Below are 23042 nucleotides of genomic sequence, written 5' to 3' on the forward strand. Positions count from 1 at the left end.
TTTTAATCGATCAAAAAAACAACTTGTAAAAATAAAATCAACACTATCAAAAAGATACTCGACGCACGTAAAGAATCATCATGCACTGTTCCTAATAATTCACCTAAAACAACTGTTAATAAAACAATAATAAGTGCTGTAATAATGGTTAATAAACGAGCATTATTTCCTATTTTTTTCATCTTACTCCTACTCTCATTGCTAATTTTTGAGTTTATCTTTATTTAGACCTATCAGAAAGTATGCCGTTTCTGATAGGCCTCGTGGCTCTTATATTATTACGCTTTGATTAAATCTTATAAAAAACCGTCACTTTTTAAGCTTGAATCGTTTTGATACCTGCTCAAACCATTCAAGCTTAATAATTAAAACACCAATCAATCGACTTTCTCAATCTTGTATTTTATTCATAACAAAAAGATTTTAACTAATTACCAACTATATATTAGCAGATTTTTAATATAATTAATACTTATTTCGAATTCTTTTTTTATGTGTTTTTACTATTTTATATAAAAAAACACCCGTAAGAAATCTACCGGGATAATAGAATAGTTGCGAATAGTATAACGATCAACCTATTTACAATCTCTATCTTTTATATAATTTTTTTATTAAACGCGACGGTGCCTCTCTTTGCACCATGAAAATAAAAAAGACTCTAACTTTCGGGGCACCTCAATGATGGCTGACGGTGACTTATCTTTATTCCAACTATGAAAAATTATTTAGTCGGCTATTTAATCCTTTTGATTTTTAATTTTTTATCCAATAGAAGGCATAAACATATCTTTAAACATTGGCCAAATTTCGCTATTAGTAATTAATAAATAATAATATATCCTAAACTAAATTTAGTACTCGTTAAAGTTCAAAAGCTATCTTAAGAACCTAGTCCTAACTTCGTGCCGATGATACTTTCTGTAATAAATAAACACCTATTTTACTATAGTTTTGTACTGTCCTCTAAATCTGAATCAGGTTCAAGAGATAGGACATTTCATAACTACGTAATAATAGGTGTTTTTTGATAATTATATATAAATATCTTCCGATAAATATTGTTTAATTAATTGACGTTCAGCTTGATTGAGTTCGCGATATTCACCTGGTTTTAACATTTGATCAAGTGAGAATTCGCCAAAGGTTAACCGTACTAGTTCAATTACTTTGACTCCTACACTTAAAAACATCTTCTTCACTTGATGGTATTTGCCCTCCGAGAGGGTAACTAGCGCTTCACTTTCCGTTGGTGAATGACGTAAAATAATCAATTTTGCAGGTTTGCATAAGGTATCTTGATCGATTATCACCCCTCTAGCAAACAGCGCGACCGTTTCTTCATTAATATCACCATTTACTTTAACACGATACTGCTTCTCCACATGATGATCCGGATGTAATAGGCGATAACCCAGTGGTCCATTATTCGTCAACAATAATAATCCACTAGTATAACGGTCCAAACGTCCAATAGGATATAGGCCCTCTATTTGATCTTCAGCTCTTAGAAGGTCGATTACCGTCTGCTTCTGGTCATCTTTAACAGCACTAATAACCCCTTTTGGCTTATACATCATATAATATTTTTCGGTGGGACTGATGATTTGTTGGCCTCTGACCGTAATTTTTTGTAATTCACTATCAATATTTTGTCTTAGTGAAAGAGCTTGATGGCCATCGATTAAGATTTGGTGGTCAGCTAATAAACGTTTTCGTTGCTGTTTCGTTAGTTGTAATGTTTTAATTAAAAATTTATCTAGTCTCATCTATTTCCTACTTTAATTGTTAACACAAAAAGGAAGTGCCAACTCAACCTATTGGTCGTTAAACTGCTCGTTGAATGACACTTATGTTTATGACTTTTATCACTTTTATTGAAATGATTCGCTTTGACCGAAGTGATATAAATTTTGCCCTTATACAATTCTTTTGGTCGTGGGTCTATTACCTTCTGTTTTCACTTTTATTCTTCGTTTTTATTGTAACTGTATCGTTATTTACCGTTGACTTTAATGATTTGCTTTAGCCGATTTTTTATCGCTATTAGCCTCTGGTTTTAATGCTTTAGCCTAAAGGGGTGCGCCATTAACCGCATCAAGCCTATTACTCCTCCATCGGTAAGAAATCCACGATTACTACTTCTGGACGATTATAAAAGCGTGGTATATGGTCTAACTTTTGATTTTCTAAGCCACGACTGACAATTAATTTAGTATGATTAAAATTATATTCGCCACCAGCATATTTGGGGAATAATCCTTGGTGAGGCGAGTAAAGTCCATTGATTAAACCAGGAATGCGCCATTGTCCACCATGTGCATGACCACTGAAAATAATATCGAAGGGATAAGCTAAATAATCTTCAATTAATTCTGGTCGATGGGCTAATAAAACATTGACATATGGTCCGGATTGGTGATTGTGCATTGCTTCAAATAAGGCAATATCTGGTGGAAGAAATGTTGGATCATCAATGCCGGTAATTTGTAAGGTGGTCTCATTATAAGTAAATAAACTTGATTCTTGGGCTAGCACTTCAATTCCTTTGGCTTCTATCATCTGTTTTACTTGCTCGCCACGTTTTGTATATGATTCATGATTACCTGTTACATAATAGGTTGGGTATTTAGCGACGATTTGATCTAAAAATAATTCTGCCTGACTCTGAGGTAATTTTTCATCAACAATGTCGCCCACTAGAAAGATGACATCCGGAAATTGATTGTCAATTAAGGACATCAAGTCTGCTTGATCTTCACCCATTAAATTACTATGCAAATCGGTAATGACGGCTGCTCTCACACTATTTTTTACATTCGGATGTTGATATTTATAATGTTTCACGTCTAATTTTTGATTGAGACCATTCGCTGTGAATAAGGCTAAGCCGATTGTTGAAACAGCTATTCCCATTTTTGTTATAAATTTCATACAGTTCCACCTTCAATAATGGTATAATAAATACCATATAATATATATTCTAGATAAGAATATCATGTATTTTTCATGTTTACAAATTTTTTACAAATCCTAAATGGAGTGTGTGTCTGGCCTTCTTTATAATGAAGAAGGTTTATAAAAATAAAACGATTTATTTTGAGACTTTACCAGGTTAATAGCCTATTACTCACTATTTTATTATCCAAACTATCGATTTGTAAATGTTATCCAGAAAGGAAGTCCAATATGTATAATGAAAAAATTGGGTTAATTGATATCGGGTCAAACACTATCCGTCTGGTCGTTTATGCAATTGACCATAGATTTAATATCACCGAATTGCAAAACATCAAGACACCCGCAAGACTTTCACAATACTTAGAGAGAAGCAAAAAATCAGTTGTAATGAGCCAAACGGGGATTGATTTATTAATCGAAGTATTGCAATCCTTTAAAATCGTGGCTGATAAAGCCGGTGTTGATAAATTATTCCCGGTCGCAACCGCAGCAATTCGACAATCTGATAACCGTGACGATATTTTAGCTCAAGTCAAAAAACAAGTAGGTATTGAGGTCACTATTTTATCAGAAAAGCAGGAAGCAACTTTCGGTCAATATGCGATTTTGCATTCCGTTGATGTACCAGATGGTATTACGATTGATATCGGGGGTGGCAGTTGTGAGGTGACGCTATTTAAAAATCAAAAGATGCTACAATTCCATAGTTTTCCTTTTGGTAACGTCACTTTAAAGGAACAATTCTTTAAAAATAAAAAGCATAATGATGCCAGCGCCGTGGATGCGGTGCGTAAATACATACGCGAGCAATTTAAAAGCTTACCTTGGTTGAAAAAAGCCAAACTGCCGATCGTCGCGATGAGTGGTTCTGCGCGTAATATCGCCTATGTACATCAGCGTTTAAATGAATATCCGATTGCGGGAATTCAAGGCTATCATATGACGGAAGCTAGTTTGAACCAAACCTTGGATTTATTTATGGCCACCGATTTAGAGGATATGGGAAATATTGATGGACTCAGCAATGACCGTGTCGACATCATCATCCCGGCCAACATTGTCTTTTTAGAATTATTAAATACGGTCAAAGCACCGATTTTTATTTTATCGAATCAGGGACTACGAGAAGGATTTGTATTAACTTATATTAATGAGCACTATCACTCACCTATCGATGCACGCAGTAATAAACTTAGAACGGTCCAACAAGTGGCTGATAAGATGAATATTTTACCTGAAGGTAGTATTTTGCGGGTTAATTATGCCATTAAACTATATCAAGCATTGAGTGAAGCTGATGTTATTCGCTACGATGAGCAATTAAAAAATGAATTAGAATTTGCCAGCTATTTATATCGCTTTGGTTCAATGATCAGTTCAGAAGCTGATTCACAACATACCTTCTATATTATTTCCAATATGGATTTATTAGGCTTCTCACATCATGATCGCCTACGATTAGCTTTACTAAGTAGTTTCAAGAGCAAATCCATGATGATGCAATACTTACGCGATTTTCCTGATTGGTTAACCGAAGACGAAATCAAAGAACTCTTAATTTTAGGAGGAATCATAAAAGTAAGTGATGCCTTGAATGATTCGCAAACACAACCGATTAAAGACTTAAACTTTATCAAAAAATCCAAAAACAAGTATCAATTAGTCATCTATCATACTGCCCCAGTAGTAGCCGAAGCTTACCGTACCAATCGTCATTTAAAACATTTAAGCCGCGTCTTAGATGGAAATTTAGAACTAAAATTTGTCGAACTTGAATCATAAGTGTTGAGGATTTTATTGAAGTTAACAATACAATTCCCTAATCGCAACTGGTTAATGACTTAATCATCCGCTAGGTTACTAGCAATTGGTTTATGACCTAATCATCAACTCAATTACTAGCATCTACCAAGATATGATTTTAAAGAATTGCTATCGAAGCTCTAACACTTTTATTTGTTCGATAAGAAAGGAATTATTATGGCTAAACGTCAAAAAAAATCTGAAAAAATACAAAAGCATTCTTTTAAAAAGAACGACTTTATTGAAAAAGATCCTTACGACTCACCTGATTATTATTTTAACCGTGAATTAAGCTGGTTAGACTTTAATAAACGTGTTATTGAAGAAGCCTATGATCAAAATAATCCATTTTTAGAACAATTAAACTTCTTAGCAATTGCCAGTTCCAATGCCGATGAGTTTTTCATGATACGAGTGGCTGGTGTCTATGATCAGTATAGCGCCAATGTCGAAATTGCAGAAAATAAAACGCAAATGACCCCTTTTGAATTATTGCAAGCGATTCGTAAAAAGAATGCTGAAAATATTGAATTACAATATAATCGGTATCATGAACTGGTTAAAATTTTGCCTACTTATGATTATCAAATTAAACGCAGCGCTGAATTAACACCAGAAGAATTAGTAATTGCAGAACATCGTTTTAGACAATTAATATTACCAACATTGTCCCCAATTGGGATTGATGCGTATCGACCATTTCCACACTTGAGTAACAAAGCGATTAATATTTTAGTCAGCTTGCAAAATGAAAAAGGCAATCAAATGACTGCCATTGTGCCTATTCCTAATCTTGTGGAACGTTATATTACAATTGAAAATACTAGCACAAAAACATTGGTCTTCACTGAAGATTTAATTGTCCATTTTATCGATGAATTATTTAAAGGTTATCATGTGAATTTCTCATTACCTTTTAGAATTACACGTGATGCTGACTTTGATATTCGTGAAGAAGGGGCTTTAGACTTAATTATCGAGATTGAAGATTCCTTGAAAAAGCGTAAAAATGGCGAAGTTGTACGTATTGAAGTCGATACGTCTATTTCAAAAGTCTATGAATCTCATCATTTAGATGTTTTAATGGATATTTTACAATTAGAAGATTTTGACCTCTATCAAATTGCCGGACCATTGGATTTAACCTTCTTATTTAAATTACATGATCAAGTGGGAGCCGACCATCCAGAAGCCTTATATCCACCGTTTGAGCCATTTTTAAACCCCGAACATACGGGGGAAAAATTATTTGAGGCGATTCGTGAAAAAGACTTGTTCTTTAACCACCCATATGACTCGTTCAAGCCAATCGTTTCCTTAATCGAAACAGCTGCCAATGACGAAAAAACAATCGCCATTAAACAAACCTTATACCGTGTTTCTAAACATTCCCCGATTATCGCGGCCTTAAAACAAGCTGCCGAACGTGGTAAAGAAGTTACCGTCTTAGTAGAATTAAAGGCGCGCTTTGACGAAGAAAACAATGTCTTTTGGGCGCGCGAACTAGAAGAAGCGGGTTGCCATGTCTTATATGGTGTGTCAGAATTAAAAACTCATAGTAAAATCACTTTAGTCATCCGCCGTGAGGAAGATAAAATTCAACGCTATGTCCATTTAGGGACTGGTAACTACAATGATAAAACCGCACGTATTTATACAGACATGGGGATTCTAACCTGTCATGAAGAAATAACCGAAGATGCGTCTAAATTCTTTAACCACTTAAGTGGCTTTACTGAAAGACCGCATTATAAACATTTACATGTGTCACCATTTGAAATTCGTGACTCGTTAATTGATTATATCGATGAAGAAATTGCCTACCAAAATCAATTTGGTAATGGACGCATTGTTGCTAAAATGAACTCCTTAACCGATAAAGCAATCATTAAGAAGTTTTATCAAGCAAGTCAAGCGGGTGTAAAAATTGAATTAATTATCCGTGGTATCTGCTGCTTAAAACCTGGTATAGAAGGCATTTCAGAAAATATTCATGTCAGAAGTATCGTCGGACGTTTTTTAGAACATTCTAGAATTTACTTCTTTAATCGAAATGGTGCGCATCATTTATTCCTATCATCAGCTGATATGATGACACGTAACATGGTTCGCCGTGTCGAGATTGAGTTTCCTATTTTATCAACAGAGATTGAAAAACAAATTATCGACATCTTAGACTATCAATTAGCTGACACTATGAAAGCCCGTGAACTTCAAGTTGATGGCACCTATACCCGACCCGATCGGACAATGGTTCAAAACAATTCTCAAATCCAATTAATGCGACTAGCTGAAAGCAAGCGTGAAGCGTTAGTGCCAACAGTCTCAGTGGTTGAAAGCAAACCAAGTTTAAATTGGTGGCAACGTTTAGTTGCATGGTTCAAATAAAATTAATTATCTTATTGTTCTTATTGATCAGTAATAGCACTGGGAGTGGAAAATCGGCTCTTTGTCAAATGGTGTAGGTGAACAGAGTCATTTCTGTTCACCTACACCAAAAAGTAGAGAGCCATAATTTTATATTCATTACAAAAACACCTTACCCGTTCATCGTTGAGTAAGGTGTTATTGCTATTGTTTTATAACTTTATCCTTCAATATTTAATTTTGCGAATAAGTCTTCAAAATAAGCTTCGGTCTCAGGACGGTCCGCAATGTCGGTATTTTCATATCCATAGTCACTGGTCTGTGTGCCTTCAATTTTCTTAATCCAATAAGCCGCAAAACCTTGAGCAAACGATTCTGATGGTTCATGATAATAAGAACCTTCTTCTTCCCACTCTGCTTGATGGACACTCATCCATTCATCAGAATCTGAGAAACTCTTATATTCTTCTAAAGCCGGATCTTTATAAACACGCGAAGAATAATCAATAATATGCCCCATTTCATGATAAATGATGACCGGTTCAATTTCATATTCTTCCGAGAAGTGAATTTCTCTTGCTGGATACGCCATCGCACTTAAGTCAAAGTCACCGACATCGATAATATTATTAATATCCGTATGCGTCATATAACCAAAACGTGCTAAACGTTGTTGGAAATCTAACGGTAATTTATGAAAAGCTTCTACTATAATACTTTCTCTTTCATCCAGTTCAGATGACTCTTCCACCCCTTCAAAGTATTCAAAGTATGGGGCTTTCTCTTCGCTGACTGACATATCATAACGTTCTACTAATAAATTATAAGAGTCGTACATATCATTTAATATTTCTTGAATCCGTGGATTAGATGGATCTTGTTCTTGTAAAATTTCTGCACGACGAACGTCTGCATAGGCATCCGCAATTATTTGTGGTGAAAAGTTTTTCGTATAGTGATACATCTCATAAATATCATCCGTATAATGATTCAAGTAAGATCCATGCAATTTAAAATTAATATCTTGATACTGCGCTTCGACTAATTCTTCTAAACTAAAAGTATCTAATAAATCGGCTGAAGCCACAGCTGGCGAGATGATTTGCATATCGCCATTATCATAAATTAAATACAACCAAGCAAAGGTAGATAAATCACGATAACTTTTGCCTCCAGTGATTTCATTAACAAATTCAAAATTACTTCCTGGATTTGATACATATAAGGCGTCATCTACCGAAGCAAATAAAGTGTCTTCATTCAAAATAATTCGATCATGAATACTTTCACCCTCACCGATTTCAAATTCTACTTGAGGATATATTGATTCATAGAGATCAAATTGTTGTCCATTAACTTCAAATGACGTTTCATCAACTGTTGTTGTTTCAGCATTTACGTCGCTTAAAGCAGAGGCATTTAAACTGACTGCTGTCATTGCCGCTAACCATAGTTTTGTCCATTTTCTCATTAGTCTCATCCTCCCAAATTTTGTTTGCTCAATCTTTTTACTACACCTTAATCTTAAAGTAAAACTGCTTTCAAATGCAAAGAAAAGTGCTTAGGATAAGTTTTATTTATTAAAATTTTAAATAAAATACAAACAAAGGGGAGTGGACTTGAAGTAGAAATTTTGATGATTTTCGCTTCGTTGGTCTACTCCCGCACAGATGGGAGTTGGCCTGAAGTAGAAAATCATTTGATTTTCACTTCGTCGGTCTACCACCGCAAAGATGAATTGGCCTGAAGTAGAAAATCATTTGATTTTCGCTTTGTCTGTTCACCCCCGCACAGATGGGAGTTGGCCTGAAGTAGAAAATGAATGCTTTTCAATTGACCTCCATGTAAGATTTTATAATTAATTATATTACTTCCTTGATGAAGATGTTTTTATGAAGCTTATTATAGCTACTATGTCTTAATAATTTGAGGTTCCTTAATGATTATTCTCATACGACCAAAACAATTGTTACTCGCTTTACGCTAGCGAGCCACTAGATTATTCATGGTGCCTTGACGGACATTGGAATTTCATTTTTTAATAATCGTCAATTTACTCCGTACAAATCAAGTAACTTTGTTATAATAGTTAACGATAAATCTTTAAACCTATCCGAGAGATAGGAAAGATAGAGAATACGTTTTTTAGCTTGCTAGAAAATTATGCGATCTCTATCCAGAGATTTAATTAATTTTATAGGAGGCTTTTTTGTTATGCAAAATATTGCGAAGCATCAAGACGTTGCGGCGACACCCACACAGATAAATGGGGATGCACAAGCAGTTACCCCACAAGATGAGGAGTATGCTCTCACTAAGGTCAATGGAAATTACAAAAATTTCTGGCAAATGTTAGTGGTGATGGTTGGTTTTACCTATTCCTCCCCTTCCATGATGGCCGGTGGTCAATTAGGATTAGGGCTTAACTTTAGTAACTTTGTCATTGCGATTTTATTAGGTAACTTATTTTTAGCTGTCTATACGGGGATACTCGCACATATTGGACAAGCTACACGGATGAATTTTGACTTATTGTCCAAAAAAGCATTTGGTCATACTGGTTCAAAATTACCCTCTTTATTAGTGGGATTAACCCAAATGGGTTGGTTCGGTGTAGGTATAGCCATGTTCGCGATTCCAGTGGCAAACTTATATGGCATCAACACTTATCTATTAGTATTAATCTTAGGTGCGATGATGACCTTAACTTCAGTAAAAGGGATTAAAGCTTTATCCGTTTTCGGTTCAATTGCGGTGCCATTAATTACGGTTTTAGGTTTCTACTCAATGTATCGTTCAATCAGTGATGTGGGCGGCGTTGCCCATTTATTTTCCGAAACACCGGCTCAGCCGATTACGTTAACCGCGGCCTTAAGTATCGTCATTGGTAACTTTATTAGTGGTGGGACTTCTACACCTAACTTTACACGTTTTGCTAATAATCGAATGAACGCCATTATTTCCACTGTGATTGCTTTTTTTATCGGCAATATCTTAATGTTTAGTTTTGGTGCTACTGGTGCCGCTGCCTTTAATTTACCGGACATTTTTGATGTTCTAATCTTACAAGGATTAACAATACCAGCTATTTTATCTTTAGGATTTAATATTTGGTCAACCAATAACAACGCCTTGTACACTTCAGGCCTATCCATTTCGAATGTCACCAAATTACCAATGAAATGGATGACTTTATCAGCTGGAACCATCGCAACGTTACTAGCCATCTTCTTATACGACAACTTTGTGTCTTACTTAAGCTTATTAGGCTCGATGATTCCACCTGTTGGTGCGGTCATTATTATTGACTACTTTATGAGTAAAGATCAATATCAAGAAGTTGAGACTGCTAGAGAATGGAATTGGAATGCGATTATTGCAGTGATTGTCGGTATCGCCTTAGGATTAATCATCCAAGTGGGGATTACACCGATTAATAGTTTAATTGTCGCAAGTGTTGTTTATATCGTTTTATCAAAAGTAAAGGGGTAATCTATTATGTTAATCAAAAACGTTCATATCGAAAACCAAGAAACTGCTACTGACATCCGTATCGCTGAAGGTATTATTACTGAAATAAGTGATCATTTGCATGCTGGTGACAATGAAGAAGTGATTGATGCAACAGGCAAACTTGCATTACCACCTTTTATCGAACCGCATATCCATTTAGATTCCGTCTTAACCGCCGGTGAACCAAAATGGAATGAGTCCGGTACCCTATTTGAAGGGATTGAGACTTGGGCTTTACGCAAAGAAAGTCTCACTTATGACGATGTTAAAGAACGTGCTGGACGTGCGATTCGTAAACAAGCTGCTAATGGTATTCAATTTGTCAGAACTCATGTTGATACGACGGACCCTAATTTAACTGCCTTAAGAGCATTAATCGATCTACGTGAAGAAGTAAAAGACTTTATCGAAATTCAAGTCGTAGCATTCCCACAAGAAGGGATTTTAAGCTATAAAAACGGCTACGAATTACTTGAAGAAGCTCTAAAATTAGGTGCTGATGTGGTAGGGGCTATTCCACATTATGAATTCACTCGTGAATATAGCGTTGCTTCACTTAAGATGATGATGCAATTAGCCCAAAAATATAATGTCTTAGTTGACGTCCACTGTGATGAAATTGATGATGAAGCTTCGCGTGGCTTAGAAGTACTGGCAACCCTTGCTTTAGAAACAGGCATGAAAGGTCGAGTAACAGCTTCGCATACCACCGCGATGCATTCTTATAATAATGCCTATGTTGCGAAATTAATGCGCTTATTACGTCTTTCTGAAATCAACTTTATCGCCAATCCACTCGTAAATACGCATCTACAAGGGCGAATTGATACTTATCCAAAACGTCGTGGCATGACGCGAGTCAAAGAATTACTAGCCAACGGTAATAATGTTGCTTTTGGTCATGACGACTTATTCGATCCTTGGTACCCATTAGGTGATGGTAATATGTTAGAAGTCATTCATATGGGATTACATATTGGTCATATGATGGGCTATCAAGAAATTATGGACTCCTATCGCTTTGTCACTCATAATGCTGCTCGCTGTTTAGATATTACCGACCGTTATGGAATTGAAGAAGGTAAACCGGCTAACTTAATTATTATAAATCACAATAATTTCTATAATGTTTTAAATGAACGTAGCGAAGTCTTGTATAATATCCACGAAGGTAAAATTATTACTAAAACCCAACCAAAAGTAAAAGAGATTTTATTCTAAGCTTTGACTGTCATATTAAACTAGAATAAATACACATACCTCAAATAGAGTGAGTTCCTTTCGAGGAGCTCACTCTTTATTAATATATCCACATTTATTTCTAATTATTAGTTTATTTTGGGGTTGATTTAGGTTAGCATTTTCTTTCTACCTGTCCATTTTGGATAGGTTTTTCGTTCTTTACAAAAATAAAAAATATTTTTTATTAAAACACGCTGTTTATTTATAATTTTAGCTAAAATCCATCCATTTCGGACAGCCTGAACATTAAGTGTTTTTGGGCGGCTAAAGAAAGGTAGTTCTATAAACTTAATGAACGGAAGGTTCTAAAAGTCCCCTTATTATAGATTGAAGCAAAAAGTCACTGAGCGGATGTGTCGTAAGTTAGATATTCTTTGCTAGATTGAAGCAAAAAGTCACTGAGCGGATGTGTCGTAAGTTAGATATTCTTTGCTAGATTGAAGCAAAAAGTCACTGAGCGGATGTGTCGTAAGTTAGATATTCTTTGCTAGATTGAAGCAAAAAAGCTCTCTTAAATCTCGAAAAATTTAAGAGAGCTACTTAATTAAGTTTACTGCTAAAATAAAAAATTAGTTTGCATTAAGTTGTTGTACTTTTTGTTTAATTTGATACACGGCTCCTAATAAACCTGCATCATTTTTAAGCTTCGCAAGTTTAACATCACAAGCTGTTTTACCAACCATAAAGTGATAACTTTCATGACGTTCTACAATTTTCGCATGCATCTTCATTAAGCGATCATAAAAAGCCGGATTCTCGGTAATACCCCCACCAATTAAGATAGCTTGCGGATCAAATAAACTATCTAGGTTAATAATCGCTTTTGAAAGAGCGGAATAGAAAGTTTCGACTGCCTGTTTAGCAAATGGATCATTATCTTCGTTTTCTAAAACGATTCGTGCATCAGTGACTTCCTCAAAATTAGGATCTTGCTCTTTATGTAATTTATTATAGACACCACACAACCCTAAAATAACCGCCCCATGATAATTTAAGCTCGAATTCAATTCTATTGAACCTACTTCTGGTACATGTTCCATTATCATCCACCCGAACTCGCCGGCCATCCCGTTAAAACCACGGTAAACTTGGTCGTTAATGACAAAACCACCGCCAATACCTGTACCCAATACCATACAAATATAGTTACTTAAGTCTTGTGCATTTCCCAACCATTTTTCTGCGATTGCGACACTATTCCCATCATTATCGACGGTAATCGGCAAATCGGTATATTGATGCAAAATATCAATCAAATTAATTTGATAAATACTACGAATAGCGCCGGCAGTAATCAAGAACCCATCTTCTCGAATGACTCCAGGCATACTAATCCCAATCCCCTCAACTGATTCATTTGAAAATTGGTTAATAATTTTAACAAGTGTTTCTATAAAGGGGTCTTTTTCTAATGGTGTTGGCACTTTATCCTTTTGCGTAATATTACCTTCTTCATCTACTAAACCATATTTTATAAAGGTCCCTCCAATGTCAATACCTAAAAACATCTCTAACCTTCCTTTCCTATGTTTGATAAATAGTCTTTAATAATTTTTACTTCTTTTAGATTCATTTTTATGTGTACATATAACGGTAAACTGACTAACATCAAGTTTAGTATTAAGCCAAGATAGGGATAGGCATAAAGGACCAACAACACCCAAACCACTGGAATCCAAATTGTTTTAGCTATGGAAATCACGGTTAACATAAATCCATATCGAAACATGTCAAAAATTTTTATATTTTGTACCTTTGACAATATGACATAGCAGTTTACATTAAAATTCAATAGAAAGATGATAAATACATAATATAACATTTTTAAAGGTGTTTCTAACATCGTCATATCAAACATAAAATAAAAATATACTGAAATAAAATTAATAACCAAGATTGGTAAAGAAACCAACCAGTTCTTTTTAAATGACTCAAAAAAACGATAAAAAATGTTCCCACCAGAAGGTTCGATTACATTGATTCCAGCTGTTAACGCCGCACCGATAGTAATGATAGGTAATGAAAAAATCATGACCAATACATTGACATAAATTAAGTGCCACAAAACTGCTAATCCTCGATATAATTTTCCTTCTAATGAGAACATTCCAATCACTACTTTCTATTCATTTAAAGCGATTATTCGCCTAATTTAGCAATGTTTTCTGCAATTTTCGCATTACGGTGTTCCACAATTTCTTGGAAGCCAAAGCTGTCACGACTATCTAAGTAGTCTTGCCATACTTGTTTACCAGTTTCTGAATCTGGTGATTGAATAAACGCTACTAAAGCTTGAACACGTGCATTATTTAAGTTAACTAAGTTTCGGTTTAATGATCCTTCTTTTGGTTCGATGTCTTCAATTTCGAAACGTGGAGCTAATTTATCTTGAGCCCATTCTACCATTTCTCGAATTGAGGTAGCTGGTTTTTGGCCCATTTGATTAGCATAATTATCGTTAGAAACAAACCAATAGTTACCAATACCTACTTCTTTATCAAACGTTGCGATATCTGAGTTACGCAAGTCTTCTGTTTCTTTAGTATATTCCACTTGACCATCAACAAGATTATATGTTTCACCTTCTACCCCAAATACTGCTACCATTGTACCATACTCTGAAGCTAAGTATGTTAATAACTCCATTGCTTTTTGTGGTTCTTTTGTAGAACGAGTTATATACGTTGCAGTCCATCCACCAATATTCCCTCCTGTAAAGGTTGGATCTTCACCTTTTGCATTTTTTGGTCCATCCACTGCAATATATGTTTGTTCTGCATTACGTGCATTATTATTTGACATAAACTCATTTAAACCTTTTGTATTCGTATGTAGGTATGCGAAATACGTTCCTAATGCCATTTTCTCTTTCATTGTATTGTCATTATCTGAGAATTGATCGGGTGACATTAAGCCTTCACTATAGGCCTGACGGAATGTATCAATCCAATTGATATAGTCTTCATTAACATCACGATCGTTCCATTTGCCATCTACAGTTACAGGTATATTTAAGAAGTCTTGTAAAATCCCTCCAAAAGCACCATCTCCACCATTTGCAATATCTAAAGCTGTACCTGCAAATGGTACAATTGGAGCACCATCATCTGTCTCTGGGAATTTTTCTTGTGCATCTCTCAATGCTTGTAGGAATCCTTCAGGTGTTGACATATCAGGACTACCAATTGCTTCATAAATATCCTTACGTACGATAAATACTTGGTCACCTACAACATTACCATCTTCATAGTCTTGTTTCGTTGTAGAGAAGCTTGGATAACCATAAATATTACCATCTTCATGTGTATACCATGCTAAAGTTTCTTTTTTAGCTGCTGATTCTAAGAAATATGGATCATACTTCTCAGCTAATAAATTTAAAGGAATAGCGAATTTATCCGCATCATTTGCATGATTGATATTCTTGTCAAATGTAATGATATCTGGTAAGTCGCCACCTGCCATCATTGTATTAAGGTTTTCATTATTTCCAGGTATAAATTCAACTTCAATATTCATATCTTCTTTAATTTTTCTTGAAACTACGTCAATACCCCAGGCAGACCGTGCATACCAATCAAAGTTAACATACCATCGTAGTTTTGCAGGATGTTCTTTATCTTTTTCCCAAGAAGGAGTCGACGGATCTACTTCAAAACGAGCATCTGGTAAATTATAATCAGCTGCTTCAGCGATTGATGCTAAATTGACTGAAGAACCTAAAACTAGAGCTGTGCTAAATAAAACGGAAAGTTTTTGTAATTTTTTCATTATTATTTTCTCCTATTCTTTAACTGAACCTAACGTCATACCATGAATAAAGTATTTTTGTAAAAATGGATAGATTATGACAACAGGTACTGTCGTCACAACCATCGTCGCTAATTGTAGTGATTGTGATGTTGTCTTACGCACAACATTGGTTCCTGTTGCGACGGCTGGCGATAAGTTTTCTGATACTATACGATATAACAACATTTGTAAGGGATAAAGTTCACGATTATCAACATAAATATTAGCGGTCATATAATCATTCCATTGATATACACCATGGAATAATGCAATGGTTGCTAAAACTGGTAATGATAATGGTAAGATAATTTTGAAGAAGATAGTAAAAGGATTAGCACCATCTACTTCTGCTGATTCTTCTAATGAACTTGGTATATTTCTGAAGAAATTCATCATAATTACCATGTCATAGAATGAGAATAATACTGGTAAAATATATACCCAGAAATTATTTAAAAGCCCCATTGCTTTAAATACTAGGAATGTTGGAATCATCCCACCATTAACAAACATCGCGATAATTCCCATTTTCATGTAAATACTACGACCAATTAAAAACTTCTTAGACATCCCATAGGCCACGATAGCCGTAAGTAAGGTATGAGTCACCACCCCAATTAATGTTTTAGCTATCGATACTACTGCTGCTTTATAAATAGCTGGGTCCTCAAAAACTGTATAGTAACTTTCTAATGAGAACTGTCTAGGCCAAAAATATATCCCTCCTTTTATAGCGTCTGTTGCGTCATTAAATGATAAAGCCAAAATATTTAAGAGTGGTAATGCAATAATTGCCACGAAAAAGATCATAAAAATAACATTAACAATATCAAATACTTTCTCATCTAAAGATTTGTTGTTCACATTAACACTCCTTTCTAGAATACTGATTCATCACTAATTCTTCGTGTCACTAAATGTGTGACGACAACTAAAATCAATGAGAAGAACGATACAAATAAACCGATAGCGGCTGCATATGAGAAATCCCCTTGTTGAATCCCCATCTTATATACATATGAGTTAATAACCTCACTTGCTTGATAGTTTACAGGATTTTGTAATACTAAAGTTTGATCAAGGTTGGAACCTAATAATCCGCCAACTGATAAAACAAATGTTAAAGCAATAATATGTCGAATAGATGGGATTGTAATCTTAAAGATTTGTTGCATTTTAGTTGCTCCATCAATTTTTGCTGCTTCATATAAAGCTGGGTTAATACCGGTCATAGCCGCAATATATAAGATAGTATTCCAACCTAATTCTTTCCAGATATCAGAAATAACTGCAATTGCCCAATATTTTTTACTATCTGTTAAGAAACGAATTGGCTTGTCTATTAAATTTAAATCACGTAATAAATTATTAACTAGTCCGGCATCGGATAACCATGTAATAAACATCCCTCCTAAAATTACCCACGATAGAAAATGGGGCAAATATGAAACAGTTTGGACCATTTTCTTAAATTTAGGACTTACTAATTCATTAATCATGACTGCTACAAAAATTGCTAATGGAAATCCTATAATTAATTTGAAGAAACTAATCCCTACTGTGTTTTTTAATACTTTCCAAAAGTTTGGATCACTGAAAAATTCTTCAAAATACTGGAATCCAACCCACTCAGCATTGGCAATTGTATCAAAAACAGAATAATCCTTAAATGCGATTAAAATACCATACATTGGAATGAAATTGAATACGGCCATTAATATTATTCCTGGCCAAACCATTATTTGGTAAGGAGCTTGTGTTCTAAAGCTTTTCCAAAATTTATTCATTCTAAAACCTCCTTTAGATTTTTTACGGAATCACGAAGAACTAAATGTCCTCCTAATTCAATGATAGTCCCTTGTTGATTATTTTCTAACATATCAAATAATTGTGCGACAGCTACCTTTCCTTGTTCAATAATTGGTAAATGGTAAGTAGTCAGTTTTGGATGAATATAATTTAATAATGGAATATCATCAAAGCCAATTAGACTAATGTCATTTGGAACATTAATTCCTAATTCTTTAAAAGCCCTAAGTGCTCCAATAGCACTGGAATCATTTCCTGCTATTAATGCAGTCGGTAATTCTGGTACCTTTATTAACCATTCTTTAGTCGCATCATAAGTATGCTCCTCTATAAAGCCCCCTCATAAATCCATTGTCGGTTAACATTAAGCTGATTTTTCTTCATTGACTCCATAAAACCTGCTACTCTACAATCACTATCATAAACGCCATCGAATCCTTTAATAAAACCTATTTTTTTATGGCCATTGAAAATTAAGTATTCAGTAACTTCCATCCCCATTGAAACACTATCAAAAATCACACTACTAATATTGGGGGCTGATAGCTGACGATCCATTAACACTGTTTTAAGACCTGATTTTTCAATTCTAGCAATATCATGACGGTTAAGTATTTCATCAAACCCTATTAAGCCATCAATAGTTCCACCTAGTATTTGACGGATAATATCTTCTTTATGATGAGACATCATAATATTAAGTCCATAACCTCTTTGCGATAATTCTCTAGCTAAAGTATCTGCTACCGTTGAAAAATATGGTGGATCAATACTCTTAGTATAAAAGCCAATCATCTTCGTTTTACCCGACTTTAACTGACGTCCCATATAATTAGGGACATAATTTAATTCTTTGGCAATCGCTAATACTTTACTACGCGTTTTATCCGTAACAACATCAACCCCATTTAATGCGTTTGAAACTGTTGAAATTGAGACGCCTGCCGCTTTGGCTACATCTTTGATTGATACTTTCTTTGGCAACCATCTCAACTCCTTTCTAAATTAACCTTGGTATTCCCACTCACCTAACTTAGGTGCATTACTATCAAAGCCTAAATATAATTCAAATTTTCCAGGATCCGTAAATCGTTTTAAATCACTATGAACATAAGCTAAATTATCTATCGTAATTTCAAAGCTTCCCTGGTAAATTGCGTTCGCTTTCACACTGACTTTTTCAAAATGTTTTAATTCTCTCACTGGCCGTACCACTTCCGATACACAGTCACGAATATAAAATTGAACTACTTCTTGCCCATCAACATCACTTTGATTACTTAAAGTATAGTGCACGATAAATTTGTTTTGTTTATCTACGATATTAGCTTCTGTAAGTTCTATTTCACTATAATTTAATCCATGTCCAAAAGGATAGAGTGGTCCATCCATGACGTCTAAATAACGTGACATATAACGAATAGTTGGATTTTCTTCGTTAAACGGTCGTCCGGTTGAGTAGTGATTATAATGCAATGGCATTTGTCCAACGGAACGTGGTAAACTTATGGGGAGTTTTGCTGATGGATTCGTTTTTCCAGTTAAAACATCAACAATTGCTCGTCCCGCTTCACTTCCAGGAAACCATGCATATAGAATTGCTTTCACATATGGCTCGATATCTGTTAAATCAAGTGGTCTGCCTGAATATACTACTAGTACAATATTTTTATTCCATTGATAAACCTGTTTTACAGTTTCGATATCTTGAGGAGTTAATTTAATATTGGTTTTACTTGCTGCTTCTCCGGCTTCTGTTCCGGTTTCCCCTACTGCAATCACCACTTTATCCACCAATTGGAATCGATCGAAATCCACGATTTGCTCTGCTAAATCAACTATCATTTCTGTTTCTGCAAAAGCCTCTGCAATAGCAATACTTGCATCAATTTCCCCAATCCAAGACCAAGCCCCTAAGGTATCTCTTGATGTCGCCTTTGATCCTGCTAAGCCTATTTTTTCAGTAGGTTTAAGTGGTAGAACTTGATCTTTATTTTTTAATAGCACCATTGATTCTGTTGCAATTTTTCTGGATTCTAATCTTAAATCTTCTTCTATTGTGAAATTATCATTTAAGCCACGATATGGATCTTCAAAGAGTCCTAGTTCATTTTTTAATTCTAAAATGCGCATTACAGTTTCATCGATCATTTGTTCTGAAACCTCTCCTGATTTCACCAAATCTGGTAATGAATTTAAATAAAAATCCGTCATCATATCAATTTCAACACCTGCTTCGAAAGCTTTTTTACTTGCACTAGCTTTTGAATCAGCTACCCGATGCTGAACTAATTCACTTACAGCTGCCCAATCTGAAATAACCACTCCATCAAATGCTAAATGGTCTCTTAACACTTCCGTCAATAAATAATGACTTGCCGTTACTGGGACGCCTCTAAATAAATTAAAAGAAGACATTACTAATTTTGCTCCGGCATCGATTGCTGCTTTAAAACTTGGTAAATGGTCTTGGAACAAAACCACATCAGACATGTCGACGGTGTTATAATCCTTCCCACCTTGAGATTCACCATAACCTACGAAATGTTTGACACAAGCCGCAATATTTTGCTTATTAGTCAATCCATCTCCTTGATATCCTTCGACATAGGCTTTGGTCATAATGGTATTTAGATGAGGATCCTCTCCATTACTTTCTAAAACGCGTCCCCAACGTGCATCTCTTACTAAGTCAGCCATTGGTGAAAAAGTAACATGTATTCCGGCAGCTGCAGCTTCTTTTGCTGATAAATGAGCCATCCTCTTCACCAGATTCGGATTAAAAGAACTTGCTAATGCCAATGGAATTGGGAAAATCGTTTCATATCCGTGAATGACATCTGCCATAAAAATTAAAGGTATTTTTAATCGACTTTGTTCTAAATAAGTTTTCTGAATATTAATGACTTCTTCTTTCGTATGAGTTCCTAGTACCGTTCCTATCGAATTAAGTTGTTCTAAACTTAATCCCAGTTCTAACATTGGTCCAGTTATTTCTCCACTTTCTGAGAAGAAAGTGGGTGTAAGTTGAGTCATTTGACCAATTTTTTCTTCTAAAGTCATTTGTTTCAATAAATCTTTTAACTTTTCTTGTTCCATTATGGTCTCCTTTTTATTTTTTAACGATAAAAACGTTTTTATTTTCACTTCAAAAGGATGCCTTTCAATGACTTTTTTCATGAAAGGCTATTATCTTATAATTCCTCACCATTACTATTAATAACTTGTTGATACCAAGCAAACGATTTTTTCTTCGAACGTTTTAAGGTGCCATTACCTTGATTATCTTTATCAACATAAATCATGCCGTAACGTTTTTCCATCTCTCCTGTACCAAAGCTGACAATATCAATAATGCCCCATGGTGTGTATCCCAATAAATTAACCCCATCATCTAATACTGCTGCTTTTAATTGTTCGATGTGAGCCTTTAAGTAATCAATGCGGTATTGATCATTGATACTGCCGTCCGCTTCAACTTTGTCATAAGCGCCAAAACCATTTTCAACAATAAACAATGGTAAATCATAACGCTCATGAATGACATTTAAAATATAGCGTAAGCCTACCGGATCAATTTGCCATCCCCAATCACTTGTTTTAACAAATGGATTTGATAACCATTTACTATTTTTATAATCTGGTATCTCATAACCACCTTTATCTTGTAAAGTCGTAACAGTTCCTGACATATAGTAGCTAAATCCTATATAGTCGACTGTGCCTTCCTTCAAAGCCTTAAGTTCTTCATCAGAATAGTCAATTTCATATCCTTTATCTGCCCATTCATTTAAAACATAATTAGGAATCTCCCCTTTAGCATGGACATCGCTATAAAAATAACGTCTCTGCATTACTTTTAAGGCAGCCATTTGATCATCTGGATTACTTGAATAGGGATAAACTGGTACATAAGCCATCATACAGCCAATTTGAAATTCCGGATTGATTTGATGACCTAACTTAACGACTTTAGCTGATGCAATGAGTTCATTTAGTCCAGCTTGATAAATAATTTCTTCTCGATTTTCTCCTTCTTCAAAAAGAATGGCTGAATTGGTCCATGTATGGATTTCATGTTGTCCGTCGGCTTGGTTATTAATTTCATTAAAGGTCATCCAGTATTTTACTTTGTTTTTATAGCGGTTCATTACAACTTCAGCATATTTTACAAAACAATCGATGACTTCTTTACTACGAAAACCACCAAATTCTTTATACAAATTATATGGGATTTCAAAATGTGATAAGGTGATAACTGGTTCAATGTCATTCGCTAATAATTCATCAAATAAATCATCGTAAAATTGTAACCCAGCCTCATTGGGTTCTTCATCATTGCCGTTTGGAAAAATTCGTGTCCAATTTATTGATGTTCTAAAGGCTTTTAATCCTAGTTCTTTAAACAACTGAATATCTTCTTTATAGCGATGGTAAAAGTCAATCGCTTCATGATTTGGATAATACTTGTCAGGTTGGATGCCATCAGTAATTTTTCTAGCAACTCCGTTACTGCCAGCCGTCATAACATCAGCTGTACTGATTCCTTTCCCACCTTCATTCCATCCACCTTCAATTTGGTGAGCAGCTACGGCGCCTCCCCATAGAAAGTTTTCTGGCATTTGTTTCATCCGTATCACTCCCTTCACAACTCTCATTATATCGATACACCGCTTACATTTCATTAATATCGGGATTGTTGGTACGTTTACTATTAAAAAAGAATAAACATCAAGGTGGTACACCATGTACCAACTCAATGTTTATTCTTTAAATTTCACTTGTTCTATTTAAATATCTTCATTTTTCAGGATTAATCGTATTATATAAGACTTTTGATAAAGCTTCGATAAGGAATATTGCGGGTATTTGTGATGTAAAATCTTCATGCAAATTAATCCGCCAAATATCAGTTTCATAACTTAAAACAAAATCAGCCATGATGGCCAATTGACTTGTTGGATCACTGGTTATCGCTACTACGGTAAAATCGGGACGATTGCGAAATCCATTTACAATTTCAGTAACCTCATTCGTGTTACCAGTAATGGATAATGCAATAATCATATTGTCTGTCGTGTTACGTAATTTTCCAGAAATTGGATACGTATTATCCACCAAACCAAAGCTATTAATTCCTAAGGTCGCAAATCTTCTAGCTGCGTACTCACACATCGTACCCGATGCCCCAATCCCATAAAAGATAACATTTTCTGATTCAAGCATCTTTTCTGCAATCTGCTGCATCGTAAACTCAGTATTACTCGGAAACGTACTTGGCGAAATAAGCCCTTCACTATTAATAACAGACGTGTCACCTGGTTGATGCGTTTTGACATTAATTTTAAATTCTGCATAACTATCAAATCCTAATTTGCGAATAAATCGCATCACCGATGAGGCCGATGTATGTGATTCCGTTGCCACTTCGCGAATTCGCATATAAGGAATTTTCTCAATATTACTCGACATATAATGATACAAAACCTTTTCCGTCTCTGATAATCGATTAAAATCTATCTTTCCAAAAAAAGACATAGTCCTCTCCTCTTTTC

The 23042-nt window shown here is 35.0% G+C and carries 18 protein-coding genes; 4 read left to right on the plus strand and 14 right to left on the minus strand.

The annotated features are described in order from the left end of the window. Positions 1-2: 2 nt before the first annotated feature. From LB888_RS02435 to LB888_RS02445, 3 genes are all read right to left on the minus strand, one after another. Positions 3-182 (minus strand): hypothetical protein, encoded by a 180-nt coding sequence (locus tag LB888_RS02435; RefSeq protein ID WP_318753481.1) that lies wholly within the window; start codon positions 180-182, stop codon positions 3-5. Positions 183-1034: 852 nt separating this feature from the next. Continuing rightward, positions 1035-1769 carry a pseudouridine synthase gene (locus LB888_RS02440; protein WP_318753482.1) on the minus strand — a complete coding sequence of 245 codons (735 nt, stop codon included), beginning with the start codon at positions 1767-1769 and terminating at the stop codon, positions 1035-1037. Positions 1770-2106: 337 nt separating this feature from the next. Beyond that, a complete protein-coding gene (locus LB888_RS02445) occupies positions 2107-2934 on the minus strand; it encodes a metallophosphoesterase (protein ID WP_318753483.1) in 828 nt (275 codons plus the stop codon). Positions 2935-3189: 255 nt separating this feature from the next. Here LB888_RS02445 and LB888_RS02450 point away from each other — a divergent pair, with 255 nt between their 5' ends. Together LB888_RS02450 and LB888_RS02455 are read left to right on the plus strand one after the other, a co-directional pair. Next, positions 3190-4743, plus strand: coding sequence for a Ppx/GppA family phosphatase (locus LB888_RS02450; protein WP_318753484.1), 1554 nt, complete (start codon positions 3190-3192; stop codon positions 4741-4743). A 198-nt stretch (positions 4744-4941) separates the two neighbouring features. Continuing rightward, positions 4942-7152, plus strand: coding sequence for an RNA degradosome polyphosphate kinase (locus tag LB888_RS02455; RefSeq protein ID WP_318753485.1), 2211 nt, complete (start codon positions 4942-4944; stop codon positions 7150-7152). A 199-nt stretch (positions 7153-7351) separates the two neighbouring features. On the opposite strand, the gene LB888_RS02460 is transcribed toward LB888_RS02455, so the two are convergent. Beyond that, entirely contained in the window at positions 7352-8602 is a 1251-nt protein-coding gene (locus LB888_RS02460; RefSeq protein WP_318753486.1) for a hypothetical protein, read from the minus strand. Positions 8603-9345: 743 nt separating this feature from the next. Here LB888_RS02460 and codB point away from each other — a divergent pair. Further along, positions 9346-10623, plus strand: coding sequence for a cytosine permease (gene codB, locus LB888_RS02465; RefSeq protein WP_318753487.1), 1278 nt, complete (start codon positions 9346-9348; stop codon positions 10621-10623). Positions 10624-10629: 6 nt separating this feature from the next. Next, the gene (gene codA / locus LB888_RS02470; RefSeq protein WP_318753488.1) at positions 10630-11865 is read left to right on the plus strand and encodes a cytosine deaminase; all 1236 of its coding nucleotides are present in this window, start codon (positions 10630-10632) and stop codon (positions 11863-11865) included. A gap of 590 nt (positions 11866-12455) precedes the next feature. Here the strand turns inward: codA and LB888_RS02475 are convergent. The 10 genes from LB888_RS02475 to LB888_RS02515 form a co-directional block, all read right to left on the minus strand. Then, a complete protein-coding gene (locus LB888_RS02475) occupies positions 12456-13394 on the minus strand; it encodes an ROK family protein (RefSeq protein WP_318753489.1) in 939 nt (312 codons plus the stop codon). A 2-nt stretch (positions 13395-13396) separates the two neighbouring features. Continuing rightward, a complete protein-coding gene (locus LB888_RS02480; protein WP_276648781.1) occupies positions 13397-13993 on the minus strand; it encodes a hypothetical protein in 597 nt (198 codons plus the stop codon). Between the two features lie 32 nt (positions 13994-14025). Then, positions 14026-15657, minus strand: a complete 1632-nt coding sequence (locus LB888_RS02485; protein ID WP_318753490.1) for an extracellular solute-binding protein — start codon at positions 15655-15657, stop codon at positions 14026-14028. A 12-nt stretch (positions 15658-15669) separates the two neighbouring features. Further along, a complete protein-coding gene (locus LB888_RS02490; RefSeq protein ID WP_311919818.1) occupies positions 15670-16488 on the minus strand; it encodes a carbohydrate ABC transporter permease in 819 nt (272 codons plus the stop codon). 68 nt (positions 16489-16556) lie between these two features. After that, the gene (locus LB888_RS02495) at positions 16557-17465 is read right to left on the minus strand and encodes an ABC transporter permease (RefSeq protein ID WP_276648208.1); all 909 of its coding nucleotides are present in this window, start codon (positions 17463-17465) and stop codon (positions 16557-16559) included. Beyond that, entirely contained in the window at positions 17462-17818 is a 357-nt protein-coding gene (locus LB888_RS12140; protein ID WP_412928322.1) for a substrate-binding domain-containing protein, read from the minus strand. The genes LB888_RS02495 and LB888_RS12140 overlap by 4 nt, the downstream gene beginning before the upstream one ends. Next, complete coding sequence (locus LB888_RS02500) at positions 17815-18471, minus strand: LacI family DNA-binding transcriptional regulator (protein ID WP_318753491.1); 657 nt, start codon at positions 18469-18471, stop codon at positions 17815-17817. Before LB888_RS02500 ends, LB888_RS12140 begins: the two co-directional genes overlap by 4 nt. A 21-nt stretch (positions 18472-18492) precedes the next feature. After that, positions 18493-20586, minus strand: coding sequence for a glycoside hydrolase family 3 N-terminal domain-containing protein (locus LB888_RS02505; RefSeq protein WP_318753492.1), 2094 nt, complete (start codon positions 20584-20586; stop codon positions 18493-18495). 95 nt (positions 20587-20681) lie between these two features. Next, positions 20682-22118, minus strand: a complete 1437-nt coding sequence (locus LB888_RS02510) for a 6-phospho-beta-glucosidase (protein WP_318753493.1) — start codon at positions 22116-22118, stop codon at positions 20682-20684. Between the two features lie 169 nt (positions 22119-22287). Beyond that, positions 22288-23025 carry a MurR/RpiR family transcriptional regulator gene (locus LB888_RS02515; protein WP_318753494.1) on the minus strand — a complete coding sequence of 246 codons (738 nt, stop codon included), beginning with the start codon at positions 23023-23025 and terminating at the stop codon, positions 22288-22290. Between the last annotated feature and the right edge of the window lie 17 nt (positions 23026-23042).

This window comes from Globicatella sp. PHS-GS-PNBC-21-1553 (assembly GCF_033564055.1).
Classification (GTDB): domain Bacteria; phylum Bacillota; class Bacilli; order Lactobacillales; family Aerococcaceae; genus Globicatella; species Globicatella sulfidifaciens.

Coding starts and splice junctions, on each gene's coding strand:
- LB888_RS02490 (WP_311919818.1), bottom strand. CDS start 16,488: ATGATCTTTTTCGTGGCAATTATTGCATTACCACTCTTAAATATTTTG.
- LB888_RS02480 (WP_276648781.1), bottom strand. CDS start 13,993: ATGTTCTCATTAGAAGGAAAATTATATCGAGGATTAGCAGTTTTGTGG.
- LB888_RS02445 (WP_318753483.1), bottom strand. CDS start 2,934: ATGAAATTTATAACAAAAATGGGAATAGCTGTTTCAACAATCGGCTTA.
- LB888_RS02475 (WP_318753489.1), bottom strand. CDS start 13,394: ATGTTTTTAGGTATTGACATTGGAGGGACCTTTATAAAATATGGTTTA.
- LB888_RS02495 (WP_276648208.1), bottom strand. CDS start 17,465: ATGAATAAATTTTGGAAAAGCTTTAGAACACAAGCTCCTTACCAAATA.
- LB888_RS02485 (WP_318753490.1), bottom strand. CDS start 15,657: ATGAAAAAATTACAAAAACTTTCCGTTTTATTTAGCACAGCTCTAGTT.
- LB888_RS02460 (WP_318753486.1), bottom strand. CDS start 8,602: ATGAGAAAATGGACAAAACTATGGTTAGCGGCAATGACAGCAGTCAGT.
- LB888_RS02455 (WP_318753485.1), top strand. CDS start 4,942: ATGGCTAAACGTCAAAAAAAATCTGAAAAAATACAAAAGCATTCTTTT.
- LB888_RS02450 (WP_318753484.1), top strand. CDS start 3,190: ATGTATAATGAAAAAATTGGGTTAATTGATATCGGGTCAAACACTATC.
- LB888_RS02440 (WP_318753482.1), bottom strand. CDS start 1,769: ATGAGACTAGATAAATTTTTAATTAAAACATTACAACTAACGAAACAG.
- codA (WP_318753488.1), top strand. CDS start 10,630: ATGTTAATCAAAAACGTTCATATCGAAAACCAAGAAACTGCTACTGAC.
- LB888_RS02510 (WP_318753493.1), bottom strand. CDS start 22,118: ATGAAACAAATGCCAGAAAACTTTCTATGGGGAGGCGCCGTAGCTGCT.
- LB888_RS02435 (WP_318753481.1), bottom strand. CDS start 182: ATGAAAAAAATAGGAAATAATGCTCGTTTATTAACCATTATTACAGCA.
- LB888_RS02515 (WP_318753494.1), bottom strand. CDS start 23,025: ATGTCTTTTTTTGGAAAGATAGATTTTAATCGATTATCAGAGACGGAA.
- codB (WP_318753487.1), top strand. CDS start 9,346: ATGCAAAATATTGCGAAGCATCAAGACGTTGCGGCGACACCCACACAG.
- LB888_RS02505 (WP_318753492.1), bottom strand. CDS start 20,586: ATGGAACAAGAAAAGTTAAAAGATTTATTGAAACAAATGACTTTAGAA.